Annotated in this window: 17 protein-coding genes; 10 read left to right on the forward strand and 7 right to left on the reverse strand. The window is 56.3% G+C overall.

What is annotated here, in order from left to right; translation table 11 throughout:
- Positions 1-259: 259 nt before the first annotated feature.
- The 7 genes from Pla100_RS04440 (at position 260) to Pla100_RS04470 (ending at position 9,687) form a co-directional block, all read left to right on the forward strand.
- On the forward strand, positions 260-1,297 hold the full coding sequence (locus Pla100_RS04440) for a ferrochelatase (protein ID WP_146576377.1): 1,038 nt from the start codon (positions 260-262) through the stop codon (positions 1,295-1,297).
- Positions 1,298-1,483: 186 nt separating this feature from the next.
- A complete protein-coding gene (locus Pla100_RS04445) occupies positions 1,484-1,795 on the forward strand; it encodes a Dabb family protein (RefSeq protein ID WP_146576378.1) in 312 nt (103 codons plus the stop codon).
- 68 nt (positions 1,796-1,863) lie between these two features.
- Complete coding sequence (locus tag Pla100_RS04450; RefSeq protein ID WP_146576379.1) at positions 1,864-2,463, forward strand: peroxiredoxin; 600 nt, start codon at positions 1,864-1,866, stop codon at positions 2,461-2,463.
- A 2-nt stretch (positions 2,464-2,465) separates the two neighbouring features.
- The gene (locus tag Pla100_RS04455; RefSeq protein WP_146576380.1) at positions 2,466-3,173 is read left to right on the forward strand and encodes a hypothetical protein; all 708 of its coding nucleotides are present in this window, start codon (positions 2,466-2,468) and stop codon (positions 3,171-3,173) included.
- Between the two features lie 204 nt (positions 3,174-3,377).
- Positions 3,378-5,897, forward strand: a complete 2,520-nt coding sequence (locus Pla100_RS04460) for a YidC/Oxa1 family insertase periplasmic-domain containing protein (protein WP_231602696.1) — start codon at positions 3,378-3,380, stop codon at positions 5,895-5,897.
- A gap of 435 nt (positions 5,898-6,332) precedes the next feature.
- Complete coding sequence (gene aspS / locus Pla100_RS04465; protein ID WP_146576382.1) at positions 6,333-8,111, forward strand: aspartate--tRNA ligase; 1,779 nt, start codon at positions 6,333-6,335, stop codon at positions 8,109-8,111.
- Positions 8,112-8,127: 16 nt separating this feature from the next.
- The gene (locus Pla100_RS04470) at positions 8,128-9,687 is read left to right on the forward strand and encodes a cryptochrome/photolyase family protein (RefSeq protein WP_146576383.1); all 1,560 of its coding nucleotides are present in this window, start codon (positions 8,128-8,130) and stop codon (positions 9,685-9,687) included.
- A 254-nt stretch (positions 9,688-9,941) separates the two neighbouring features.
- On the opposite strand, the gene ilvE is transcribed toward Pla100_RS04470, so the two are convergent.
- From ilvE to metG, 6 genes are all read right to left on the reverse strand, one after another.
- Positions 9,942-10,817: a branched-chain-amino-acid transaminase gene (gene ilvE, locus Pla100_RS04475; RefSeq protein ID WP_146576384.1), complete on the reverse strand. Its 876-nt coding sequence runs from the start codon at positions 10,815-10,817 to the stop codon at positions 9,942-9,944.
- A 186-nt stretch (positions 10,818-11,003) separates the two neighbouring features.
- Positions 11,004-11,840: an enoyl-ACP reductase FabI gene (locus Pla100_RS04480; protein ID WP_146576385.1), complete on the reverse strand. Its 837-nt coding sequence runs from the start codon at positions 11,838-11,840 to the stop codon at positions 11,004-11,006.
- Positions 11,837-12,343, reverse strand: a complete 507-nt coding sequence (locus tag Pla100_RS04485; protein WP_146576386.1) for a 3-hydroxyacyl-ACP dehydratase FabZ family protein — start codon at positions 12,341-12,343, stop codon at positions 11,837-11,839. The genes Pla100_RS04480 and Pla100_RS04485 overlap by 4 nt, the downstream gene beginning before the upstream one ends.
- Before the next feature lie 316 nt (positions 12,344-12,659).
- On the reverse strand, positions 12,660-15,218 hold the full coding sequence (locus Pla100_RS04490) for a DEAD/DEAH box helicase (protein WP_146576387.1): 2,559 nt from the start codon (positions 15,216-15,218) through the stop codon (positions 12,660-12,662).
- Positions 15,215-16,894 carry a glycosyltransferase family protein gene (locus tag Pla100_RS04495; protein ID WP_146576388.1) on the reverse strand — a complete coding sequence of 560 codons (1,680 nt, stop codon included), beginning with the start codon at positions 16,892-16,894 and terminating at the stop codon, positions 15,215-15,217. The genes Pla100_RS04490 and Pla100_RS04495 overlap by 4 nt, the downstream gene beginning before the upstream one ends.
- 24 nt (positions 16,895-16,918) lie before the next feature.
- Positions 16,919-18,958: a methionine--tRNA ligase gene (gene metG, locus Pla100_RS04500; RefSeq protein ID WP_146576389.1), complete on the reverse strand. Its 2,040-nt coding sequence runs from the start codon at positions 18,956-18,958 to the stop codon at positions 16,919-16,921.
- A 1,034-nt stretch (positions 18,959-19,992) separates the two neighbouring features.
- Here metG and Pla100_RS04505 point away from each other — a divergent pair.
- On the forward strand, positions 19,993-21,246 hold the full coding sequence (locus Pla100_RS04505; RefSeq protein ID WP_146576390.1) for a DUF1559 domain-containing protein: 1,254 nt from the start codon (positions 19,993-19,995) through the stop codon (positions 21,244-21,246).
- 69 nt (positions 21,247-21,315) lie between these two features.
- Here the strand turns inward: Pla100_RS04505 and Pla100_RS04510 are convergent, their stop codons facing one another.
- Positions 21,316-21,879 (reverse strand): GrpB family protein, encoded by a 564-nt coding sequence (locus Pla100_RS04510; protein WP_231602697.1) that lies wholly within the window; start codon positions 21,877-21,879, stop codon positions 21,316-21,318.
- 431 nt (positions 21,880-22,310) lie between these two features.
- Here Pla100_RS04510 and purE point away from each other — a divergent pair, with 431 nt between their 5' ends.
- Both purE and Pla100_RS04520 read left to right on the forward strand, forming a co-directional pair.
- Positions 22,311-22,781 (forward strand): 5-(carboxyamino)imidazole ribonucleotide mutase, encoded by a 471-nt coding sequence (purE, locus tag Pla100_RS04515; RefSeq protein ID WP_146576649.1) that lies wholly within the window; start codon positions 22,311-22,313, stop codon positions 22,779-22,781.
- A complete protein-coding gene (locus tag Pla100_RS04520; RefSeq protein ID WP_146576391.1) occupies positions 22,781-23,929 on the forward strand; it encodes a 5-(carboxyamino)imidazole ribonucleotide synthase in 1,149 nt (382 codons plus the stop codon). The genes purE and Pla100_RS04520 overlap by 1 nt, the downstream gene beginning before the upstream one ends.
- The last annotated feature ends 35 nt before the right edge of the window (positions 23,930-23,964 follow it).

The raw sequence follows: 23,964 nt of genomic DNA on the forward strand, positions 1-23,964 counted from the left end.
GCTGTTGATTTAGTCCTCATCGAAACCCGAAGCGTGAGCGAGGGATACATACAAAGGACTTAATGGTGATGAATCCCTCGCTGACGCTTCGGGTTACGATTAAAACAACACGCCGCTAGCGCCATCGGCTCACAAAAACTGACGAACGCACTAAATCAACACGCCGGTAAGCGTCGGGCTTGTATTCGTCGCGTTCAAAAACAAAACGAACGCGGCGATAACTGATGTAATGCCTCCTTTTCTCGTAGCAAATCGTTGAATGTCTGAACCTATCCCCTACGATTCATTCTTGTTGGTTTCTTTCGGCGGTCCCGAAGGGCAAGATCAAGTCATGCCGTTCTTGGAAAACGTCTTGCGAGGCAAGAACGTGCCTCGCGAGCGGATGCTGGAAGTCGCCGAGCATTACAAGCATTACGGCGGCGTCAGCCCGATCAACGAACACAACCGCCAACTGATGGCGGCGATTCAAAACGAGTTCGCCGCCCACGATGTCAAGCTTCCGGTGTATTGGGGCAATCGTAACTGGGATCCGTATTTTGCCGACACTCTCGAGCAAATGAAGGCGGACGGTTGTCGGCGGGCATTGGCGTTCTTCACCAGCATGTTCAGTTGCTACAGCGGATGCCGCCAATATCGCGAGAATATCATCGAGGCTCGCGAGAAAGTCGGCGACGGGGCGCCCCTGGTCGAGAAAGTCCGAATGGGATTCAACCACCCCGGATTCATCGCCGCGATGGCCGAAAGTGTCACCGAAGCGGCCGCCAACATCCAAAAGACTCCGGGCGACGTGAAATTGCTGTTCACCGCTCACAGCATCCCGATGGGGATGGCGGACAATTGCGATTATGAAAAACAGCTCAAAGAATCGTGCCGTTTGGTCGCCGAGGCGGCCGGTTCGAATGATTACGAGTTGGTTTACCAAAGTCGCAGTGGCCCGCCGAGCCAACCTTGGCTGGAACCCGACGTTTTGGACTGGATCGCTGCGGCCGACAACGCGTCAAAGTTATCCGCGCTGGTGATTTTGCCGATCGGTTTCGTCAGCGACCACATGGAAGTCATGTTCGATTTGGATGAAGAGGCGGCGGACCTTTGCCGAGCACGGGGCATCGCGATGGCCCGAGGCAAAACGGCGGGCACGCATCCAAAATTTGTCGCCATGATCCGCGAACTGGTCCAGGAACGCTTGGGTATCCAAGCCGACAAAGCGGCACTCGGGGACCTAGGGCCGTGGCACGACGTTTGTCCGCAAGATTGTTGCCTGTATACCCCGCGTCGCCCTCCGGTCGCGGCGAATTAGCATCGTGTGGACGATAAGTGGTGGCGACTTTCAGTCGCCAGGTCATGTAACGGCGACTAAAAGTCGCCGCCACTTGCGCAATGCCACACTTGCGAACACGTTTGTCCGGTTGGGCGGAAGTCATCGAATCGCTAAACTGCCCGCTGCGATCTCCCGCTTCCTCACCTTCAGTTCGTTGATTGAGTCATGCCGCGTCTTGCCCACCAAGTTTTTTTTACCCTGAAGAACCGCGATGACGCCGCCGTCGACGAGCTGGTCGCGGCCTGTCATGAGTTCCTCAATGGCCACGATGGGTTGATCGATTTCGCGGTGGGACGCCGCGAACCGCGATACCAACGACCGGTCAACGCCGACTACGACGTTGCCTTGCACACGGTATTTCAGGACCAAGCCTCGCACGACGCCTACCAAACGGCTCCTCGGCACTTGACGTTCATCGAACAACAGAAAGAAAACTGGGCGAGCGTCCAGGTCTTCGATAGCAATCTGACGGATTGATTCAACCGGACGTCCGTTCGCAAACCGTTCATTTCCACCCAACCAACCTAACCAACTCAGAGGCTTCCATGAGCGTTCTCGTTACCCAACCGGCTCCCAATTTCACCGCCACCGCCGTCATGCCCGACGGCACTTTCAAAAACGACTTTTCGCTAGCCGATTACAAAGGACAATACGTCCTGCTGTTTTTCTGGCCGTTGGATTTTACGTTCGTTTGTCCGACCGAAATCATCGCGTTTAGCGACCGGGCAAAGGACTTTTCGGATCTCGGCGTGCAGATCATCGGTGTTTCAGTGGACAGCCATTTCACGCACTTGGCATGGACCAACACGCCTCGCAATCAAGGCGGCATCGGCAAGACCGAATACCCGTTGGTCGCCGACATGAACAAGCAAATCTCCCGCGACTACGACGTGCTGCTCGATGGCGGCGTGGCTCTTCGAGGCTTGTTCTTGATCGACAAAGAGGGCACTGTTCGTCATCAGGTCGTCAATGACTTGCCGCTCGGACGCAGCGTTGACGAAGCCTTGCGGATGGTTCAGGCGTTACAATACTTTGAAAAGAACGGCGAAGTCTGTCCGGCCAACTGGCAGGAAGGCTCGCGAACGATCAAGGCCGACGTCGAAGGCAGCAAAGAGTTCTTCGGCGCCGAATACTCAGGCAGCTAAACATGTGGACCGTCCGAAATCGAGGCGAGTTGGAAGCGGTTAACGAAAGTGAACTGCTCGTCGGTCACGTCACCGAAGGTGGTCACGACTGGGTTTGTCGCGCCACCGGAGGAACCGACGGCATCTCGTTGGGCGATCCGGACGGATTGTTGCATGTGTCGGTGCGTGGATCGGGCACTCCGGGTTCGGGCAGCGACTTGCTGCCGGTGGCGGGCGAGCATTATGTCAAATTCGATCAATGGAAGATCGATTTCCCGCAAACAACCGGCGAGTTTTCACTACGGCTTTCGATTCGGGTCGTCGCATCGACGACGACTCGATGCGTGCTCGAGCCGACTTTTTCGATCCAAACTTCGTTGCTCGATACTCATCCGACGTTGGATTTGAAATCGGTCGGCGGAACGGTCGATCGTCGCGTCTTGACCGCTGCAACGACGGGGGACTCGGTCTCCGTTTGGACGATCAACTTCGCGGGAAACGCTGGAATGATTGCCGTGCTGCTCGGGCCACATGACGCTCCGTTCACGACCGATCAGTCATCCGAAGACAAAATTCGGTTGCAGCTTTTCGGCGAATTTCTTGAAAAGGGTGTGATCCGAAAGGCTCGCCCTTGGGTCGTATTGGACCGATCTGAAGCCGGCATTAAGGATGACGAATTGGCCGGGCTGGCCGATGCGTTGTGCCAAACACCCCTGCCGTTGGTGTTTTAACCGGTTCGATTTCGGTTAATTCCCGGTTCTGATTGTGTTCTTGCCCGGTTTGGCTTTTCAAGAATTGCTCCAGCGGCAAGAATGCCGGTTTGGTCTTGTCCCCCCGTTCCCATTCGATCGGCCAGCAATTTCGTGGATCGCCGCTTTTCTTCCTTCGTGCTCTTTTCGACCGCGTTTTTTCTTATTTACATGTCGTTGCGGGTGATGTTTGTCCCGCCTCCGGCACCTCCCGTCCCGGTCGCTGCGGTCGAGGATGTGGCTCCCGAAGACGAAACCGGTCCCGAAATCTCCTCAATCGCCGATCTGGATGACCCGGACGCGAAACCCGCTGAAGAAGAGAACATCGAGCGACCCGAGCAGCCCGAATGGCGAACGCTCGGCTCGATGGACCCGACCACGGGACATTTCATGCTCGTCACCCTCAACAGTCGTGGTGCGGGCATCGAACGGATCGAATTGACCCAGCGAAAAGAGAACGGCCGACTGAAGTATCGCCGCGTCGACGTCCGCAGCGGATACATGGGCTACTTCGCCGCCAACCCGCTGTCGACGATCAACGGCGTCCGCGTCAACGTCGTCGGCCCTGGAACGCCGGCGGCTTTGGCGGAGTGTGAGGACGAATCCGTCGCCGATGGATTGCGGGCCGGTGACGTTATCGTTTCGATCAATGGCGATCTGATCAGCAATTCAGTCGCGATGGACGAGTGGATGCATGGTACCGAACCGGGCGATCGCATCCTCGTCGAAGTCATCCGAGGCGATGACACCGACGGTGCCGGCGAAGCCGACGTTTCAAGTAAAGGGCGTTCATTGAAGTTCGCGATCGTTTTAAGCGAACACCCGCTCGACCTCGTTCGCATGGCCGACATCGCGGGCGAGGACCAGATCCCCGGCAACCTGTCACGTCTATCGGCATTGATGACGGTCGGCAAAGTCGGGCGTCGTGAGATCGCACCGGGTGAGAAAACGTTGACGGCGCTCAATGACCCAGGCGAATTGATCTGGTCGGTCGCCGAAACTCAAGACAACGATCCGGCCGGCAAAGTCCCCGGAGAGGAAGGGCCCAGCGACGAAGGCCCCGGAGACGTAGCCCCCGGCGACGAAGCCCCTGGCGATGCGAGTGAAACGATCGAATTCGAGGTCCGCTTGAGCGAATCGGAGATGAAGGCCGCTGGCGGCCGCGCGATCGGGATGCGTCGTTCCTACTCGCTGCAACCGGGCAGTTTCGTGTTGGACATGGATGTGCAAATCGACAACCGGTCGGACGAACCGCAAGAACTCGCCTATCGCCTCGAAGGCGTCAACGGCATTACCTTGGAAGGCTGGTGGTACAGCAACAAAATCAGCCCGAACTGGGGCGGATCGGCGGCCCGCGACGTGGTATACCGAACCACCACCGAAGGACACGAACTGGTGTCCGGATATGGTCTGCTCAAACGGGCTCGCGCGGCCGCGACGCCGGACGACCAAAACCTTTTCGCACCTGATTCGCCGGCACCGGACCGGGCGCTGAAGTATATCGGCGTCGACGCTCAGTACTTTACCGTTGCGTATTTGCCGCCCGAAGGCCAGGACGAGTTCACCTCTTTCCGTCGCGCGACGGCAGCTCTTGCCGTTGACGCATCTGCGATCCCTGAAAGCCAAGAGCGAGCGGTCAACACAACGTTCTATCTCGACAGTGCCGTGGCCATGGTGCCGCCGGGATCGAGTTTGAAACAGAGCTTGCGAGTATTTGCCGGCCCGAAGCAGCCGGAATTGTTCGCCAAGTACGGGCTGGACGACTGCATCTATTACGGTTGGTTCTCTTGGCCCGCGAAGCTGCTCGGCCATTTATTGCACTTGCTCTCCGGCGTGGGGAACTATGCGTTGGCGATCGTGTTGTTGACCGTTTGCGTGCGGGGTGCGATGTACCCGTTGTCGAAAAAAGCTGCCGTGAACGCTCAGCGGATGCAGGAACTGGCTCCGGAACTGAAAAAGATCACCGAAAAGTACAAAGACGACATGGAGGCTCGCGTGCGAGCCCAGCGTGAACTGCAACAGCGAGTCGGCTTCAATCCGTTGTCGGGTTGTTTGCCGATGTTCGTTCAACTTCCCATCTTCATCGGCTTGTATCGAACCTTGTCGGTCGACATTGAATTACGGCAAGCCGCGTTCGCATCGTGGACCACGTGGGCATCGAACTTGGCGGCTCCCGACATGCTGTCCTATTGGGGCGATTGGTTGTGGGAGTACTTATCCGGTCGCGGCACCGGATGGCTCGGCCCGTATTTCAACATTCTGCCGGTCTTGGTCATGTTGTTGTTCTTGGTCCAGCAAAAGATGTTCATGCCTCCGGCGACGGACGAGCAAACCGCGATGACGCAAAAGATGATGTCGTACATGACATTGGTCATGGGACTGTTCTTCTTCCGCGTACCGGCGGGGCTGTGCATCTACTTCATCACCAGCAGTCTGTGGGGCATCGGCGAACGGATCTACGTCAAACGAACGCTGCCGACTTCACCCCACTTCGACAAGGCGATCCTCGAGGGCACGGTCAACCACCGGGGCGGATCGGGCGAATCTGGAGGCGAACTGGTGGTTCCCAAATCGCCAAGTCCGTCCGGCGGCGAAGGGACGTCTTGGGCGGATCGCTTGCGTCAGAAGATGAATCCGGAAGAGCCTACCGCTCCGTTGCCCCGAGACCGAAAACGCCCCCCGGCGGCAAAGAAGAAACGGCGATAGGTGCCTGTTCGAATATGAATTGCCTAATAAATCAGCCGCAACTCGCTAGCGGGCTGTTGATTTAATCGCAACCCGATGCGTCAGCGAGGGATGAGTCAATATCATTTAACCCTCGCTGACGGGCTTGTTGATTTAATCGTAACCCGAAGCGTGAGCGAGGGATTCAGCGTCATTAAGGCCTCTGTATGTATCCCTCGCTCACGCTTCGGGTTTCGATGAGGACTCAATCAACAGCCCGTTACGCGTCGGGGTTCTATTAGGACTGAATCTTCAGGCCGTTTTGCTGCGGTGCCGCTGATAACTGGCCAGGTAAGTTTACGTCCATCCCGACCGCCCGTTTTCGGTTTCCGCCTTTGCGATTATCCTATCGCCGGTCGCGAACTGTTCGCTTCGACCCTTCCCACCGATCCCACTCCATCCACTCTCGGTTCATTCGTGCTTCGCTCTCACACCTGCGGTCAACTCCGTAAATCCGATGTCGGTTCGCCTGTCACTCTTTGTGGTTGGGTTGAAAACAAACGCGACCACGGCGGAGCGGTCTTTATCGACTTGCGTGACCGCTATGGTTTGACCCAAGTCGTCGTCGGGCCGCCCGAAGCGGGCGCTGCGATCATCGACGCGGCCGGACACGTGCCTGCCGAAAGCGTTGTGCTGATCCGAGGTGTTGTCGCCGATCGTCTCGAAGGGAAAATCAATGCGAAACTCGCCACCGGTGAAATCGAAGTTCGAACGGAACACTTTGAGATTCTGTCGGTCGCCCAAACTCCACCCTTCACGCCCGGCCAAAGCGATCTGCCGGGCGAAGACCTGCGGCTGAAGTATCGTTACTTGGATCTTCGTCGCAAAGAGATGCAGCAAGCCTTGATCCGCCGCAGCGAGATCATTAAGTGCATGCGTGATTACTTCGCCGAGCACGATTTCATCGACGTCGAAACACCGATCCTCGGACGCAGCACGCCGGAAGGGGCTCGCGATTATCTCGTCCCGAGTCGCGTTCATCCGGGCAACTTCTACGCGCTGCCCCAGTCCCCGCAGTTGTACAAACAAATTCTCATGGTCGCCGGTTTCGATCGATATGTCCAAGTCGCCAAGTGTTTCCGCGACGAAGACCTGCGAGCCGACCGCCAACCCGAGTTCACGCAATTGGACTTGGAGATGTCGTTCATCGATGCCGACGACATCATGGCGTTGATCGACGGTTTAGTCGCCCGAACCGCCAAGCAAGTCCTCGGCAAAGATATCCAGCTTCCGTTGCCACGGATGACGTGGGACGAAGCGATGCGCCGCTTCGGCAGCGACGCGCCCGATTTGCGTTTCGGCTTGGAGATCGTCGACGTAACCTCGGTGGCGGCGAAGACCGACTTCCGCGTGTTCCGAGGCACCGCCGACGCCGGAAATTATGTGCGTGGCATCCGTGTTCCCAATGCAGCTACCGCGTATTCACGTCGTCAGATCGATGATCTGACCGCGTACGTGCAACAAGATTTCGGTGCCAAGGGTTTGGCGTGGTTCCGGGTCGAAGACGACAAGACGTTGTGGAGTCCGATCGCAAAGAACTTCGAGGCCGAACATCTCGAAGAAATCCGCACGATGCTCGGTGGCGAACCGGGCGACCTGCTGATGTTCTTGGCCGATACTTGGGAGGTGACCTGCAAGGGACTATCGGGCCTGCGCAAACGACTTGCCGCCGAGTTGAAGCTGTACCAACCCGGTGAGCTGAACTGCAGTTGGGTGACCGAGTTCCCGATGTTCGAACGGGATGAAGAATCCGGTCGTTACGTGGCGATGCACCATCCGTTCACCGCGCCGCTCAAGGAAGACCTTCCCAACCTGAAGGAATCTCCGGAAAAATGCCGCGCTCAAGCCTACGACTTGGTCATCAACGGTTCCGAGGCGGGCGGCGGCACGATCCGAATCCACGACAGTGCGGTGCAATCGCAGGTATTCGAATTGCTCGGCATGGACGAAGAAACGGCCAAGGACCGGTTCGGGTTCCTGCTCGATGCGCTGCGTTTCGGAGCCCCGCCGCACGGCGGAATCGCGTTGGGGGTAGACCGATGGGTAATGTTGTTTGCGGGACTCGATAACATCCGCGAGGTGATCGCGTTCCCGAAAACCCAGAAAGCTACCGACATGATGACCCAGGCCCCCGGCGAAGTCGACGCGGCCCAGCTCAACGAACTGCAGTTGAGAACGGTGGCGGTTAAGACCTAACACCGATCAACCGAGCATGCCCAAGATCCGCAACCTCGTCCTCGTCTTGGGCGACCAACTCAATCACGACTCGGCCGCGTTTGCCGGATTTGATTCCAAACGCGATCGAGTCTGGATGGCTGAGAACGATCAAGAGGCCACACACGTTTGGTGCCACAAGGCCAGGTTGGTCGCGTTCTTTTCACCGATGCGGCACTTCCGCGACGAATTGATCGCCGACGGCAAGCAAGTCCTCTATCACGAATTGACGGGCGATCGCCGCAAGCGCCGTGGATCGAGCTTTCAATCGATCCTCGACAAAACTCTTGGCGAACATGAGGTCGAAAACGTCCGTTTCGTTCACCCCGGCGACTATCGAGTTCGCGAGCAACTTCGCAGCACGCTCGAACAAGCCGGCGTGACTTTCGACGAGTTACCCGACGAGCACTTCTATTGCTCGCCCGAACGTTTCAATGAATGGGCGACGAACCGCAAGTCGATGATCTTGGAACAGTTCTATCGTGTAATGCGAACCGAACATTCTGTCTTGGTCGATTCGAAAGGCGATCCTGAAGGCGGGCAATGGAACTACGACAAGGATAACCGCGGCAAGTTCGGTAAGGCCGGACCCGCGAACCTGTTTCAGCCGATCTCGTTCAAACCAGACGAAACCACACGCGCCGTCATTGCGATGGTCGAAGATCGATTCGCCGACCATCCGGGCACGCTCGATGCATTCGATCTCCCGGTGTGTCGCGCCGATGCGTTGGCATACCTGGACGATTTCATCGAGAATCGCTTGCCTGATTTCGGCGACTTCCAAGACGCGATGTGGGGCGGGGAGAAATTCCTGTATCACTCGCGACTATCCAACGCGATTAACCTGCACCTGCTGTCGCCTCGCGAGGTTGTCGACGCCGCCGTCAAGGCGTACCACGAGGACCGCGCACCGCTTAACAGCGTCGAAGGTTTTGTTCGGCAAATTCTAGGTTGGCGGGAATACGTTCGAGGAATCTACTGGAACAAGATGCCCGAGTACGAAGGTCTCAATTCACTCCGATGCGACCCGGACCAAGATGTGCCCGCGTTTTTTTGGGATGGTAAGACGGACATGGCGTGTGTCGCCGACGCGATGCGATTGCTAATCGATACAGCCTACGCACATCATATTCAACGACTGATGGTCTTAGGCCTCTACGCTCAGCTCCACGGAACCCACCCCGCCAAGTTTCACCAATGGCACATGGCCATGTATGCCGACGCGATCGATTGGGTCAGTTTGCCCAACGCGTTGGGCATGAGCCAATACGGCGATCACGGCTTGATGGCGACCAAACCGTACTGTGCCACCGGGAAACATATCCAACGCATGAGCAATCATTGCAAGTCATGTCGCTACGATCCCGCCAAATCCACCGGCGATGACGCATGCCCGTTCACAACGCTGTATTGGGATTTTCTGGATCGCCACCAAGACACGTTCCGGGGCAACAACCGCATGACGCTGCAACTCAAGAACGTGGAAAAGAAATCAGACGATGAAATGCAAGCGATCCGCCAACGTGCCAAGCAACTCCGAGAATTTTGGTCCTCTTAGCTGCGCCGAACCCTCGTTCCCAGGCTCCCGCTCTCTTGATAGGCCACAAGTGCTCATGGATTGCTCCCCTGCCAGCTCGTCTGGCAGGAAGCCGAGGTTGGCAAGCTAGACACAAGCCGCTATTCGCCGAACCTTCCGATTTTCACTTGTGCTCGCCACTTGAAGCGGCGAGCACAAGTGAAAATCGGAAGGTTGGGAGGGCGTCGTTGTCTAGCTGGCGAACCTAGTTCACCCACGAGACGAGCTCGTGGGGGTCAAGAAAGATGTGCCCTATCATCGCGGACGTGTTTCTTGAAGACTTCGTTGAGTCGCTTGGTGATCGGGCCGACTTTTCCGTCGGCGATCAAGCGACCATCCAACTTCACCGCCGGAATCACTTCGGCTGCGCTGCCGGTTAAGAAACATTCATCGGCAACGAACAGGTCGTGACGCGTCAAGGTTTCCTCAGCGACTTCGATGCCTTCTTTTCGGGCTAGCTCGATCACGGTGTTGCGCGTGATGCCTTCCAGAATTCCGGCGTGTATCGGCGGTGTCAACAATCGACCGCGACGAACGATGAAGATGTTGTCACCGGTGCATTCGGCAACTTCGCCCTTATGGTTGAGCATCACCGCTTCGACACAACCGGCCCGGATCGCTTCGATCTTGGCCATGATGTTGTTGAGGTAATTGAGCGACTTGATCCGCGGGCTCAGTGCCGCCGGATGGTTGCGGATCGTCGAAGCGGTCACAAGATCCAAACCTTCGGTGTAATACTTTTCAGGATACAACGAAATCGAATCGACGATGATGATCACTTGCGGGTCATCGCATCGAAAAGGATCGAGTCCCAACTGGTTACCACCGCGAGTCACCACCAATCGGATGTAGCCTTCCTTCAGGCCGTTCTTGGCGACGGTCGTGTTGACGGCTTCTCGCATCGCATCGATGTCGATCGGAATGTTCAACGCGATCGCGCGAGCCGACTCATAAAGTCGGACTAAATGATCTTCGAGGGCGAAGACTTTATCGGCGTAGATTCGCATGCCTTCAAAAACACCATCGCCATAGAGCAGGCCGTGATCGTAGACACTGATTTTGGCGTCTTCGCGCGAGAAGTATTCGCCGTTGATATAAATCGCTTGAGCCATAAATTCAAACCTAGAGGCTAAGAGCCTAACCGAAAAGGGGAGCCTAACCGAAAAGGGGTCTGACCCTCTCCGGCGATATTAGAAAAACAAGGAATATTGAATCGCCTCCAAAGGGTCAGACCCCTTTTCGGATAGGCTCTAAAAGTAACGGTGGGGAACGCCGGAAACCTATCGACGAACGCGTACTCAATCGACCGATGCGGCGGTCACCGCGCCCACCACGTGGGCGTCAAAATAATTGGTGGACATGCCGGCGTCGACCACCACCGACTGCGAAACGATGCCGCTCGATCGCGGCGATAACAAAAACGTTGCCGTCGACGCGACTTCCTGTGTGGTCACGGCGCGACCGCGCGGGATGACTTTTTCCGCGAACAGATAGGAATCGACGTATCCAGGAATTCCCGCCGACGCACTCGTTTTCAATAGACCAGCCGAAACGGCGTTGAAACGCACTTCGCTGAACCTGCTAAAGGATTTCGTCAGGAACGCGATCGATGATTCCAACGCCGCCTTGATGGGTGCCATGAACCCGTAACTCTCGCTGGCCATTCGCGTCGTGCTGATTCCAATCGTGACTACCGACGCGTCGCGTTCGAATCGCTCTCGAACCGCGTTGCAAACCGCGGTCAGCGAAAACGCGGAGATATCGATCGCCTGTAAAAATTGCCGGCGAGTCGTCTCGTGGAACGGTCGCATCCCGTCGCTGTAATCGGCGAAGGCGATCGCGTGGACCAAGCCGGACAATCGAATATTCTCGTCGGCCAAAACTTGAGCGAGCGAGTCGATCTCGGATTGCTGCTCGACATCGCAAACGATCACGCGGCGATCCTTGAGCAGTTTTTGCGTGCTCTCGCGGCGAGCGTCGCTGCGGACGGTGTAGATGACTTCGCCACCGGCTTGTTCGATTTGCTCCGCGATCGCCCACGCAACGCTTTTTCGATTGGCCACCCCCATCACCAGGTATGTTTTACCGGCCAGTCCGAGAAAGTCGGCGATCGGACGATTGGCATCGTCGCTCATGATTGATCACCGTCGGAGGAATCACCACCGCGAGGGCTGGTGATGCTGCACGCAAATTCCAAACGACACGTCGTCTTGCCACCGAGCAGCATTTTGCCGGACAAGAAAAAGGCGTTGGACAATCGCTCTTTGAGCGTCACGTGAATGTCCACGGTATCCCCGGGGCGGACCATGCTCTTGAACTTCACGCTATCCATGCGGGTCGCCACGGGAACGAACTCGCCGACTTCAGGCGTGTGATCACGTAATAGGATCGCACCGGCCTGCAGACAGCACTCGCACTGGATCACGCCTGGCACGAGCGGGTAGCCCGGGAAGTGACCTTGAACAAAAAAATCGTCCGCCGAAAACGTCTTGCGGGCGTGAATCGTTGTCTCGGTCATTTCGACGACTTCATCGAGCAAACGCATCGGTTGCCGATGGGGGATCATCGCTTCAATTTGCTCCGGCCCGAACGATCGGGAGAGCGAGGAAGTTTCGGTGTTCTCAGGCGTGGTCGACATGAATTTCGAATCGGATTACGAGGAAACGGGCGAGCAGTATAAGACGCACCCCGCCGATCGCACAACGTCGCCCCGATCCGTGGCCAGCGAGGATGAAGACGACGGTAAAAACGAAACTTCTTGCTGATCGCCACCAGGACAGACTCCACCGAGCTTGCGGGACGTTGATTGCAGCGGTATTGAGCATTTTCGTTTAACGGCGAGCCGCAGGCGTAGGCAAAACAGGGCAACGACGCCTACGGCTTGCCGTTAAACGACCACATCAACAACCCACAAAGTTGGTGGCGTTTGCCAAGAAGTGTCTTAAAAAGCAGGGTTAGGATGTTGGATTGCGCCGACCGGTCGGCACTGTCAATTCTGCCGCGGCGGCGGAGTTCTGTAAAATCTCGTCGGTGCTCTGCGGATCGATGTTTCGACACGTTTCGGTCAAACGATCGGCGAGGTCATCGAGCCAGTCTTCCCAAGTGTCTACCGTCGTGCCTTCGGGCGGGATGTTCGCCATCTCGTCGAGCAATAAGATCATACGCAAGCAATGACGAAATAAAATCCCCTCCTCCTTCTGCAGTTTGCGGGTGACGACGTAGCGGTCAAAGTTACCATCGAACTGCATCAATTCGCCGACGATCCATACCGGACGAACCCGGATATCATCGACCTGCGGAAAATCGTCTCGGAACAAACGCAAACATTTTTCGCCAATTGTTAATGGCCAGACCTTCGGTTCGTCGAACATCACCCGACCGAAGCCTTTGTTCTCGATCTCTTCCTCTTCCTCCTTCTTACCACCACCAAGTTCTTCGATCGTCGCCAAACCACGCTGCAGAAGCAGCGGATCCAAACGCGTGGTCGCGAGCGTGCCCGGCGGCATGTCTTCGATCCGAGGCAAGCGAGTGAATCTTGCGACCGTTCCGGGGACGTCCAACACGCTTTCCAAGACCGCGATCCTTTCGTCGTGATCGGCGATTGCCAAATGATCGGCCAGGAACACACCAAACAACGGGTTGATGCTCTTGAGCTGGACCAATCGGCTCAACCGATTCTTCGCGACCGCAGTTTCAGGACGATAATCTTCTAATTCATAGCCGCGCGTTTCGATCAACTTCGCTTGGCTGGATTCTTCGTCGGCGTTCGACTCGGGCGCATCTTTTGGTAACCCGATCGCAGGCGCGGGTTCTTGGTCTCGCAAGTTGTCGAGAATCTCACCGAATAAACCGCCGGTGGCCGGTGGGGACTCATTAGCCTTGGCGGCGTCGGCTTCGAGCCCACGTACGATCTCGCCCGGAGTGGGCGCCTTCTTGTCTCCGGGTGCCGGCGGGGCCTTCGCAGCGGCCGCCTTGGGCGGAGGAGATAATTCGATGCAGCCGGATCGGTGCAGCGTTATCAACATCCGATTCAGGTCACGCTGAGCCGTCTCGATCCCTTTGGGCGGCATCAAACGTCGTCCAACGAGGTCGCGGATCGGCTGGATGTGAGGGTCTTTTGAAATCAGATAAGCCAACAGACGCCACGGCAAACGACCTCGGCTGATCAGATCGGCCGACTTGGCCGTTTGCAGTTGTTCGAACTGGGCCGGTGTCCAATACGTTTCGCCCGCCCGTCGTTTGGGCATTTTTTTCTTGAGCTGTTTCCGCGCCTTCATCAACCCAGGATCTTTTGTGTCCTCGGGGATCTGGTCGAACTTTTCTCGCCACCGATGTAGCTTCACATCGTCTTCGTGGGCGAGCGCATAAACGTAACCGCGATCGTCAAACTGAGGACGTCCCGCTCGTCCAAAGATCTGCTGCGCCGATGCGGTTTCGACGAGCGTTTTCTTGTCTTTGGGCCCCTTGAGCAAACTCGGCAACACGACGCTACGGGCGGGAAGGTTGATCCCTGCGGCGAGCGTTTCGGTGCAGACGCAAATGCTGAGCAGTTTTCGTTGGAAGAGTTCTTCAACGATTCGCCGGTATCGCGGCAGCACCCCGGCGTGGTGCACGCCCACGCCTCGCATCAAGATTTGCTTGAGCTTCGGACCGACGCCCGTTGAAAAATCGGTTTCGTTGAGGATATCGGCCAGTTCGGCTTGACGGGACTTGTCGATCAGCGACTTGCCTTTGAGCATTTCGGCCGTCGTCCAGCATTGGGACCGGCTAAAACAAAACATGAGCGCCGGCGTGCGACGTGATGCATCGTCTCCCTCGGCGATTTTCTCCGCGAAATCATTCAGCAGTTCGTCTTCGACCCACTCGTATTGCAATGGAACTTTCCGCTCGGTGCCCTGGACGAGTTGCAGGTTTTTGCCGTGAGCGTTGCGCAACCATGTCGTGAACGCGAGCGAATTGCCGACCGTGGCGGATAATAACAACAAGCGGACATGCTTGGGCAATTGTCCCAACGTCAACTCCCAAACGATTCCACGTTCGTAATCGTTGAAGGAATGGAATTCATCCATCACCACACACGACACATCGTCGAACGAAAAGTTCTCGGGGTTGAGCAACCGGTTCAGCAAAATCTCCGCGACGACGACGAGCACCGGAGCATCCGGATTGACGGTTCGGTTCCCGGTCACCAACCCCACTTGATCAGCGGAAAACCCCCAACGCACGGCGGATTCTCGCAGTTCGTCGAGTTTCTGGTCGGTCAATGCGATCAGCGGCGTTGTGTAGTACATTCGCGAGCCGCTGCGTAGAGCTTCATAAACTGCGGCTTCGGCGATCAACGTCTTGCCCGTCCCCGTCGGCGCGCACACCAATACTCCGTGACCATTGGTCTTTATCGGGTCGCCGGTGAAGTACGCCAACAACGCCTCTTCCTGAACCGGATAAGGGGCATAAGGCAGCTTGTCAAAGTATTCCGTGGCGAGTGTGTCGCGATCGATTTCAGACGGGTTCATAATGATTCGACGCGGCAGGGATAAAATGGATGAGAACGATTGACCAAGTCAATCACTCGCGGGCGAAATGGGGGATCGACAAGTGACGCATTTTCAACGTGGCATCGACTTTCAGTCGACGTTTGTCGATAGGCACAATGCAGTTGTTCTCGCTGAACGTCGGCCTGGTAGCGAGACTCAACGATCATTCGATTGTGAGCGATGTTGGCATCATCGCCTACCGACTCGATCGCATCGAGGACCGCTTGATTCATGGCGGCGACCGCTAGGGCGAATGCGTCGTCCTTCGAAACACGTCGGATCACGTCGATTTGATCGACCGGGTGCAACCGGGCGAAGTCGATCCGATCGGTCAACAATTCCGATTCCTCGGGCGATCCGTGGAGAAACGTCATATCGGGACGCATCGTGTCGGGAACACTCGCCCATGCTTGAATCGCCTGTTCTCGCCATCTTCGATTCATTCGCGTTATCCAATCGGCCGGGCCGGGGATCCACAGCGAACCGTACAGGTTTGTCAAGCGCAATCCCTCGCGGGCGAAGCCACCGGTCACCGCCGGCAAATCGCGAGCGATCACCCTTCGATCAACCAACCACGGTTCCAGAAACGCCATCCCGAACCCTTCGGCGACGCTGGTGGATACAACGCAGTGGCACGCGGCGAGGTTTTCGATGAACGAAACATCGGGATGTTCACCGGCATCGAAAACCACGTTGGGTACCAAGTCGTGAGCGACTTGGTGCCAACGATCGTAGGATGCCGCTTCGACCGGAGTCGTCGGGCGTAGTGTCAACGCTCCGACGCAGGGTTCGATGACATCGGTTGGATGAGCGGCCGCAACGTTTGTCCGGTGCAGCAACTGGCACCACAGCAAGAACTCACCGATGTTTTTTCGGCGAATACCGCGTACCGGATAAAGCAACCAGCGAGACTCGGCACTCACTCCGAACGCGTCACTGATCTTTCGCATCGCGGTCGGGCGATCCAGTTGACATCCCGGAAGATCGACCGAGTTGGGAATCAAGTGAACCCGCGTCGCGTCGATCCCCGAATCAATCAAGACATCGGCATCACCAACCGTCAAGACCGCGTAATGGATACGGGGATGGCGTGGATAGAGGAGTCGGTCGAGCCTATCTCGCTGAAGATCACTTGTTTCGGCCGGAAGGAGTTGCTCGATCAAATGCCGATAGTTGGTCGGCCGCTGATCCTCGGCGAAGTCGTGAATCTGCAACAGTATTTGCCAACCCGCTTGAGCCAACCTGGCAATCACCAACGGGGACGCGGCGTTCTTTCCTAGGCTGTGGTTGTGCCAATGGATGATGCTGTCACTTGGATCCAAACCGTGCTCGCGTAAGCCACGATCCAAGGCGTTGAACATTTCGGTCGCCGCCAAGTCGGTGAACTCGTGACCCTGCGACTCCTGAACTCGATGCGAGTCATATTCGAGTGAATCAAGGATGAACGCTGCGACGTTCTCGTTAGCGAACCGCCGCAACCCGGACGTTCGCGGTCCGGAAACCAAAACCACGCGAGTATCTTGAACCAAGCACTTCACATGGTTTTGAACGACTTGAGTTACGCCACCGGGTTCGAAATGGCAATGAACGATCGCGACCGCGCGAATCGGAGATTCGTCGGAGTTCGGAACATCAACTGTGTCAAGGATCGGCATTGCCCAAATAATAACATCCGGAATCTAGTGAACTCGTTGTCCCGGCAATGCTCCCTCATCGACACCGAGGATAAAGACTTCAGCGCCACCGGGACCGGCTGCGGTGACCATTCCCTCGCTCAGTCCGAAACGCATTTTGCGAGGCTGAAGATTGGCCACCATCACGACCAATCGACCAACAAGTTTTTCAGGTTCGTAAGCCGCCTTGATGCCTGCGAAGACCTGCCGAGTCTCGTCGCCGCCTAAACCCAAGGTGAGCTTGAGCAACTTGTTTGCTTCGGGGACGTGTTCGGCCGATAGCACGCGTGCGACTCGCAAGTCGACCTTCATGAAATCTTCGATCGTGATTTCGTCGGCGAGCGGTTCGGCCTGGAGCGGCTCGGGGCTATCGTTGAACGTTGGCACCGGTGTCGCGTCGGATTCGGCGGCAGCTTCTTCTTTGCTTTCTTCGATCATCTTTTCAAGGTCTTCCAGTTGGACTCGGTCCATCATTCGGTTGAATTTTGCCACACCGCGACCGACTAACGGTGTTTGGCTTTGTTCCCACGACACGATGGGATCATTCAAAAGTTCACCGCAATCTTTGGCCAACGAAGGCAAGACAGGGGCGAGGTAAACGGCCAGTTGCCGGAACAGATTCAACGCAACCGTACAAACGTCGCGTAGTTCGTCTTGCCGCTCGGCGTCTTTCTTCATTTCCCAGGGCTTGGCGTGTTCGACGAATGGGTTTGCGGCATCGGCCAATTCCATGATCAGCCGCATCGCCTTGGCGTACTCACCCTGTTCGTAAGCTTCCGCGATCGCATCTCCCTTCGCGGCGGCGGCGGCAAACAATCCACCATCGTCGGGATAGGATTCCGATAGACCGGTTGAATGTGCGAACTTGCCGACCCGGCTGGCCAAGTTGACGACCTTGCCGACCAAGTCGGAGTTGACTTTCTCGGTGAACTCGGCCAATCCTAAATCCAAGTCTTCGACCCGAGCGGAAAGCTTTGTCGCGTAGAAATATCGCAGTGCCGCCGGGTCAACATATTTGAGAAACGTTTCCGCTTTGACCAACGTGCCGTCACGTTTGGACATCTTCTTGCCGTCGACGTTGAGGAACCCATGAATGTGAACTTTGGTGGGCAACGAATACCCGGCCGTCTTGAGCATGCCCGGCCAAAACAGCGTATGGAAATACGTGATGTCCTTGCCGATGAAATGGTGAACTTCGCACTGATCGCTCTGCCACCAATCCGAGAGTTTTTCGCCATGGAGGTCGCACCACTGTTGCGTGCTGGCGATGTAACCGATCGGCGCGTCGAACCACACGTACCAGTAGTTACCCGGTGCATCGGGGATTTCGAATCCGAAGTAAGGAGCCGGACGGCTAACGTCCCAGTCGCGGAGTTCGTCGGCTAAAAAATGTCCTTGAAGATAGTTTGCGGTTTCGCTTTGCAAGGCACCTGATTTCGCCACCCAATCACTCAAGAAGCTATGAAGCTTTTCGAGTTGAACGAACAGGTGCGGTGATTCTTTCAGAACGGGTGTTGCACCACTGAGCGTGCTGACCGGGTTGATCAGATCGGTCGGGCTGTAAGTGTGGCCGCAGGTGCAGTTATCGCCGGCTTGGTCTTCGCGACCACATTTCGGGCAAGTCCCGCGAACGAAACGGTCTGCCAAGAAGGTTTCGGCTTCCGGATCGAAGAGTTGTTCGACGCTCCGCTCGGCAATCAAGTCTTGTTCGCGCAGGGCGTTCCAAAAGTGATGACAGATCGTGCGATTTTCTTCGCTATGGGTGCTTCCATAATGATCGAATTCGATTCCAAAGCCGGCAAAATCACGCTGGTGCGAAAGGCTCATTTCACCGATCAGCTCCAGTTCGCTGCGTCCCTCCTTGCGTGCTCTGATCATGATCGCGGTACCGTGGGTGTCGTCGGCACAGATATACAGGCACCGATTGCCAGCCAATTTTTGGAACCGCACCCAAATATCGGTTTGCAGGTATTCGACCAAATGCCCGATATGAATCGGTCCGTTGGCGTAGGGCAGTGCGGCAGTAACGAGCAGGCGACGCGACATAGGGCTCAGGTCAGGAAACGAAGGGCGGGATCATCCAAAGAACAGCGGCGGCGATCAAACACTTCGCCAGACCCGTCGAGGAAGATTCTTGCAAAGTCGGCTCGCCACCACCACCACGGGCGAAAGTCTTGGCGTCTTTCGCGAGCGGACTGTTGTTTTAGTCCTCATCGAAACCCGATGCCTGAGGGCGTGTTGACTTAATCGAAACCCGAAGCGTGAGCGAGGGATCCAACGCCATTAAATCCTTTGTATGTATCCCTCGCTCACGCTTCGGGTTTCGATGAGGACTAAATCAACAGCCCGGTGAGCGAGGGATACTTGCGAAGAGAATGACTGGCATTGGATCCCTCGCTTACGCATCGGGTTACGATTACATCAACAGCCCAGGGGCTGTGCCGGCTTAAAAAAATAAAACGACTCACTTTTTGTGGTCGACTTTCAAAAAAAGCATCAGTGCCAACCCCCCAAACGGGAGCCTGGCGTTAATTTTGCAGATTTTTTGACGGACAACTCTGGACATCCATCCACACGAGGTGATAATCGAAGCCACAAGAGCATCCTTGAGCTACCCCCACACCCCCAATTCCTGTCCAAGATGTGACTGCCCCCCCGCCTTCAAAACCCACGTTGCCCGCCTGTGGCTCCTAAGCATCGCGTGAACATTAAGTGGTGGCGACTTTCAGTCGCCAAACCCTGAAACGTCGACTGAAAGTCGACGCCACGTTAAGAATCCATCACTTATTGTTCACGCGATGCTAAGCTAAAGGCCTAGGGCGTACTGGCCACGAACAGTCGCTCCCAAAAGCGATTGATGATATCGACGTTCCAGATCGGATGGTCGCGTGCCGCAAGCCTAGTGCCTGCCGAGCGAACAGAAGAGACGGAGACGTCACGGTACTTCACAAGAAATGAAACTTTGACATTTTTTCGGGAAGTTTGGTTACTAGTTACTCGATCCGGTGTTTTTCGTAGGCGGCTCGTGCAGTGCTTGCCGAATCGCCTTTACTACTTTTTGTTTCTTGAAGGAAATGCAGATGAAGAAAGTTCATGTGCGACGTGGCTTTACGCTCGTCGAACTGTTGGTCGTGATCGCGATCATCGGAGTTTTGGTTGGCTTGTTATTGCCAGCCGTCCAAGCGGCCCGCGAAGCGGCCCGTCGAATGAGTTGCAGCAATAATTTCAAACAACTCGGCTTGGGCGTGCATAACTATCACGCCGCCTATAACCAAATCCCGACTCAGAAATCAGGCACGGGTCGTAACGGAGTGGCGACTTGGGATGTGAGTAACCCTAATGGCAATTGTGAAGAACTGAGTGCTTTGGTTGGATTGCTACCATTCATTGAGGCGCAGGCTTCATGGGAGCAAATCAGCAATCCAAACGCCCCTAACACCGATGGATCCGCAGCTGTTAGGCCCGCAATGGGGCCAACTCCGGATAATGGAACAGGGGCTGCGAACTACGGTCCATGGAATACAGAGCATCCTTTCTTGCGATGCCCTAGTGATCCTGGTGCCGGTTTGCCTGCTGCTGGACGTACTAACTACGCCGTCTGCCTTGGGGATAGCCCGATGTCCTCAACTGATGGACCGACCACTTCAACACTGGCAAAGAACAATTCCAACGCTGGCCAAATGGGTCGGGCAAACTGTCGTGGAGCGTTCGTCCCTCGTCAAAAGGCTGCGTTCCGTGACATTCTCGATGGTCTGGCCAACACCATTATCATGGGCGAAATCGTCACGGACCTCGGCGACCGCGATGCTCGCACGAACCCGCGTGCCGCTGGTGCGATCGCTACGACGTTGCTGTTGAATCCGTCACTGTGTGGTGTCGCACCGAACGTCGATCCCGCTCGTCCTCAGTTCTGGAATCCAACCGGCGTGACGTTGATCAATACCGGCTCAATTGGTCGTGGATATCGCTGGGCGGACGGCAATCCCGTTTACACCGGCATGATGACAATCTCGCCACCAAACACGCCTGCATGTGTTACCACCGAGGGCATGAACGACGGAACGACTACTCTACTGACGACTTTAACGGCGGATAAGAGGTATGGATTGATGCCTCCGGGCAGCCGCCACCAAGGCGGGTGCCATGTGCTTATGGGTGACGGTGCCGTGAAGTTCATCACCGACTCGATCGAAGCTGGCACCCAAACCGGAAACACGGTCGGTCATATCGGCAATGCGAACGCATTCCGTCCTGCCGGCTCGCAATCCCAATACGGATTGTGGGGTAAACTCGGTACGAAGGCTTCTAAAGAAGTGATCGATGCGGAGTTCTAGTCGAAGAGCTCTGGTTGAATGAACGAATTGCCGGCTCGACTGGGTTTTCCCAGCCGGGCCGGTTTCTTTTTACTCCAATCGAAGTAGCCTCCGCTGGAACTCTTCGTTCATTGCGGCGTGATACCGTGCCGGTTCCCCAATGATTCGTTTCCAGACCTCAACCTTTTGCGATTCGAAATCGATCGCCGCTTCGGGTGACGAGCGAAAATGCTCACGCAAGCGGACTGATTGGCCGAGCAACCGGGAACCTTGGCTGACCACGTAGACCCGGTGGGTCGTTTCGCCGTGACGCGGCTTCTCTAGTAAACGAACGGGAACTGTCCCACACAATTCGCCTACCCAATCTGGCTGGTCCGTTTCTCGAAAATTCAAACCTTCGATCAACATCGCCGCGTCGGACAGGTCGACCGGATCGGCCACGACGGCTACCGCGTCGATGATCGGCCGGGCGATCAAACCGCTGATCGCGGTCGAACCAATGTGCTCGACCGCGACGACGCGACCGTCACACGACTGCAGAATACTGCTGCGAGTTTGCTCGAATTCCTGTCGCCACCTAGGATCGTGGTACATCAATCGAATTCGATCGGGATCGTCGTTATCGCAACCGTCGAGCCATTGTCCGGGATTCACAAGCGGGGTTCCGTGGTGCAAGAGTCAAGCGTAATTGGTTCAAGAAGCGTCTATGAGCCCAGTGGTCTGTTACAGCTAAAAATTAGGATTGGCTGTAGTGGATCTTGTTAAAGATCCGACCGCTACAGGATCTTTAACAAGATCCACTACCCAAAATTTCTGCTACAGGATCTTTAACAAGATCCACTACCCAAAATTTCTGCTGTCCCAGACCACGAGTCGCCGCAGAGGGTCAGACCCCTTTTCGGATAGGCTCTAATTTCAGAATGCGGATCTTTGGGCTATAACCTAGCCGGCTCATGTCGGGTACGACATTTGCTTTCCGATCCTCAATCGCCTCTGCATCTTAGACGACCGTGAATTCATCTGACGAGCTACCTGATCGCCTACGATCGGAATCCAATTCCGCCCCCCCGCTTGTCGGTGTGATCATGGGCAGCCGCAGTGATTGGGCGACGATGACTCATGCCTGTGAGATGCTCGACAAACTCGGCGTCGCCTACGAGAAATCGGTCGTTTCGGCGCACCGTACGCCTGAGCGGATGTTCCAGTACGCTCGTTCGGCCGCCGGTCGTGGTTTGCGGATCATCATCGCCGGCGCGGGCGGGGCGGCTCACTTGCCCGGCATGGTGGCTTCGGAAACGATTCTGCCGGTGATCGGTGTGCCGATTCAAAGCCGGGCGTTGCAGGGTCTCGATTCGTTGCTCTCGATCGTACAAATGCCCGGTGGCATTCCCGTCGCGACGATGGCGATCGGCAATGCCGGTGCCAAAAACGCGGGTATCATGGCCGCTCGCATTTTGGCGATCTCCGACGCGGATCTGGCAACTCGTTTGGAGACGTTCGTGAAGCAACAACACGACGAAGTGATTGCATCGGCCGACCTGAGTGATTTATCGTGATGCTCCCAAACCCAATCATTCCCCCCGGTTCAACAATCGGGATGGTCGGTGGCGGTCAGCTCGGCCGGATGTTCGCCGTCGCGGCTGCGAAACTCGGTTACCGAGTCGGCGTGTTCTGCGGCAGCAGTGACGAACCGGCCGCCGCCGTGGCGTCGTTCACGGTTTGTGGTCCGCTCGAAGATCACTCGGCGATCGAGGATTTCGCCCGGCGTTGCGACGTGATCACGTTAGAGTTTGAAAACATTCCCGCTGAAACGATCGCAGTTTGCTCGCGTTATGCGCCCACCTATCCGGATGCGTCGGTGCTCGCGACGGCGCAGGATCGTCTGATCGAGAAGACAACGCTTCGCGATGCGGGCTTGCCCGTCACCCCGTTCGCGGCGGTTCGTGATGCGGTCGAAGCCATCGCCACCGCAGCAACACTCGGTTGGCCGATGATCGTCAAAACACAGCGCAGCGGTTACGACGGCAAAGGCCAGCACCGGCTGAACACCGCCGACGATGCCGCCGAGGTTGATTGGCAGGCCGGAGGTGAATGGGTTGCCGAAGCGATGATTACATTTGACCGCGAAGTGTCGGTGATCGTGGCCCGGACCGCCGACGGTCGATCCTCCACGTTTCCGGTATTCGAGAATGAACATCGCAATCATGTCTTGGATCTAACGACGCTCCCCGCGTCGATTCCAGCGAGTGTGGAAACGGAAGCCCGCCGCATCGCCATCGCAGCGACCGAGTGTCTCGATGTCGTCGGTTTGCTGTGTGTCGAGATGTTTGTTCGCGGTGACGAGGTCATGATTAATGAAGTCGCGCCGCGGCCTCATAACTCCGGTCACATCACGATGGAAGCGTGCGCAACCAGTCAGTTTGAACAACACGTCCGGGCGATCTGCGGTCTGCCGCTCGGGGACACTTCGATGATCGTTCCCACCGCAGCAATGATGAATTTGCTGGGCGACTTATGGGTCGAGGATTCGCCACCGAACTGGCCCGCATTGCTAAGCATCGACGGCGTGTCATTGCATCTGTACGGCAAACACGCCGCCCGGCCTGGTCGCAAGATGGGTCACATCACCGGCGTCGGAAATCAAAAAGAAGCAATCGCCGAAAGATTGAAAAAGGCAAGAGCTCAATTGAGCCAAAAAACCTAAACCTAAACCTAAACCTAAACCTAAACCTAAACCTA

Origin of the sequence: Neorhodopirellula pilleata, assembly GCF_007859915.1 — a bacterium.
GTDB classification, from domain to species: Bacteria; Planctomycetota; Planctomycetia; order Pirellulales; family Pirellulaceae; genus Rhodopirellula; species Rhodopirellula pilleata.

What these genes read in the sequence shown, in the direction of transcription:
- Pla100_RS04440 (WP_146576377.1), top strand. Translation starts at nt 260, where the DNA reads ATGTCTGAACCTATCCCCTACGATTCATTCTTGTTGGTTTCTTTCGGC.
- Pla100_RS04445 (WP_146576378.1), top strand. Translation starts at nt 1,484, where the DNA reads ATGCCGCGTCTTGCCCACCAAGTTTTTTTTACCCTGAAGAACCGCGAT.
- Pla100_RS04450 (WP_146576379.1), top strand. Translation starts at nt 1,864, where the DNA reads ATGAGCGTTCTCGTTACCCAACCGGCTCCCAATTTCACCGCCACCGCC.
- Pla100_RS04455 (WP_146576380.1), top strand. Translation starts at nt 2,466, where the DNA reads ATGTGGACCGTCCGAAATCGAGGCGAGTTGGAAGCGGTTAACGAAAGT.
- Pla100_RS04460 (WP_231602696.1), top strand. Translation starts at nt 3,378, where the DNA reads ATGTTTGTCCCGCCTCCGGCACCTCCCGTCCCGGTCGCTGCGGTCGAG.
- Pla100_RS04470 (WP_146576383.1), top strand. Translation starts at nt 8,128, where the DNA reads ATGCCCAAGATCCGCAACCTCGTCCTCGTCTTGGGCGACCAACTCAAT.
- ilvE (WP_146576384.1), bottom strand. Translation starts at nt 10,817, where the DNA reads ATGGCTCAAGCGATTTATATCAACGGCGAATACTTCTCGCGCGAAGAC.
- Pla100_RS04480 (WP_146576385.1), bottom strand. Translation starts at nt 11,840, where the DNA reads ATGAGCGACGATGCCAATCGTCCGATCGCCGACTTTCTCGGACTGGCC.
- Pla100_RS04485 (WP_146576386.1), bottom strand. Translation starts at nt 12,343, where the DNA reads ATGTCGACCACGCCTGAGAACACCGAAACTTCCTCGCTCTCCCGATCG.
- Pla100_RS04490 (WP_146576387.1), bottom strand. Translation starts at nt 15,218, where the DNA reads ATGAACCCGTCTGAAATCGATCGCGACACACTCGCCACGGAATACTTT.
- Pla100_RS04495 (WP_146576388.1), bottom strand. Translation starts at nt 16,894, where the DNA reads ATGCCGATCCTTGACACAGTTGATGTTCCGAACTCCGACGAATCTCCG.
- metG (WP_146576389.1), bottom strand. Translation starts at nt 18,958, where the DNA reads ATGTCGCGTCGCCTGCTCGTTACTGCCGCACTGCCCTACGCCAACGGA.
- Pla100_RS04505 (WP_146576390.1), top strand. Translation starts at nt 19,993, where the DNA reads ATGAAGAAAGTTCATGTGCGACGTGGCTTTACGCTCGTCGAACTGTTG.
- purE (WP_146576649.1), top strand. Translation starts at nt 22,311, where the DNA reads ATGGGCAGCCGCAGTGATTGGGCGACGATGACTCATGCCTGTGAGATG.
- Pla100_RS04520 (WP_146576391.1), top strand. Translation starts at nt 22,781, where the DNA reads ATGCTCCCAAACCCAATCATTCCCCCCGGTTCAACAATCGGGATGGTC.